We start from the raw sequence: 1,155 nt of genomic DNA on the forward strand, positions 1-1,155 counted from the left end.
TTGTTCTACTGGCTGTGTTTCTGGTTTCTCTACATAAGGAATACCCGGATATAACGATGCAGTCGATTCGTCATATTGTTGGGCAAAGAGTGAAGCAAGACAAAAATGTGAGAAGGCTCTGGTCATGAGTGCTTCTCCCTTTTGATTGATTGTGCTTGAAGGTGTTCCTAACTCGTCGATAGAAACAAGCGCCTGGTTAGATACTGCAATAGCTGCATAGCATCCTGTCCAGAAGTTTTCGAAGGAATCATTTCCATCTTCTATCACGTCTTTCCATAAGAAATTTTCACCCATAAAGCTGAATAATGCTCCTGGTTGCGCACCAGAGTAAACACTTCCGAAGTCGGTTATGTAATCACAACGGGTATTGACAATAGCCGCATAAGAAACTTTAGGATACGCATTTACTAGTAATGCGGATACTTTATCCGGAGAATCTATTTGAGTACGTTCGTCGGGTACTTTGTCCAGAAAGTCAGAGCAACTGGTACAAAAGGACATGATTCCAATATATAAGTATATTTTAATTCTCTTCATTGTATAAGGATGATTTAGAAACTGACATCTAATGAAAAAATAACTTGTTTTTGTATCGGTTGGGCTACACCACCGGTATTGACAAATTCAGGGTCTTGTCCATTCAATTTTTTATCAGAGTATAGTAACCATAAGTTTTTGCCGGTTACTCGTAAACGAATATCAGAGAACAACTTCCACGATTTAAAAAGCTTCTGCGGAATGGTATATCCTACAGATAATGATTTAAGACGGATGAAATCTCCTTTTGCTACCCGTATATCTGAATAATTGTATGCTGAATAAGGATAAGTACTGCTCAAATCTGATATCAGATCTTTATCAGCTATTGCAGGGATATTAGTATGCTTCTCATCTCCTCTGAATTCCCATCTGTTAAAGAACTCTTTGGGGGTTGCTTGAGAGTCATTATAACTGCTGTTAAATACAGGATTCAATCGGATTACATTTCCGGCTTGGAAAGTGAAGAAAATATCTAATGAGATACCTTTCCAAGTAAAGGAATTGTTAAACCCTCCTGTATATTTGGGATCTGTCGGTCCTTCGTATTTTAAGTAATCTGTTGAAGTACTTTGGAAATTGATATCACTGGTGATAGTACTATTCTCATCATAGAAC

1 protein-coding gene and 1 pseudogene are annotated in these 1,155 nt (G+C 37.7%); both read right to left on the reverse strand.

All coding sequences use genetic code 11. The features are described 5' to 3' along the window. Positions 1-537 (reverse strand): RagB/SusD family nutrient uptake outer membrane protein (locus AB5935_RS27345; RefSeq protein ID WP_368328020.1); only part of this gene is annotated, 537 nt, incomplete at its 3' end. A gap of 14 nt (positions 538-551) precedes the next feature. Next, a pseudogene (locus AB5935_RS27350) lies at positions 552-1,155 on the reverse strand (SusC/RagA family protein); the annotation flags it as partial.

It is taken from the genome of Phocaeicola sp. RTP21198st1_B8_RTP21198_201120 (assembly GCF_040929485.1).
GTDB lineage: Bacteria > Bacteroidota > Bacteroidia > Bacteroidales > Bacteroidaceae > Phocaeicola > Phocaeicola dorei.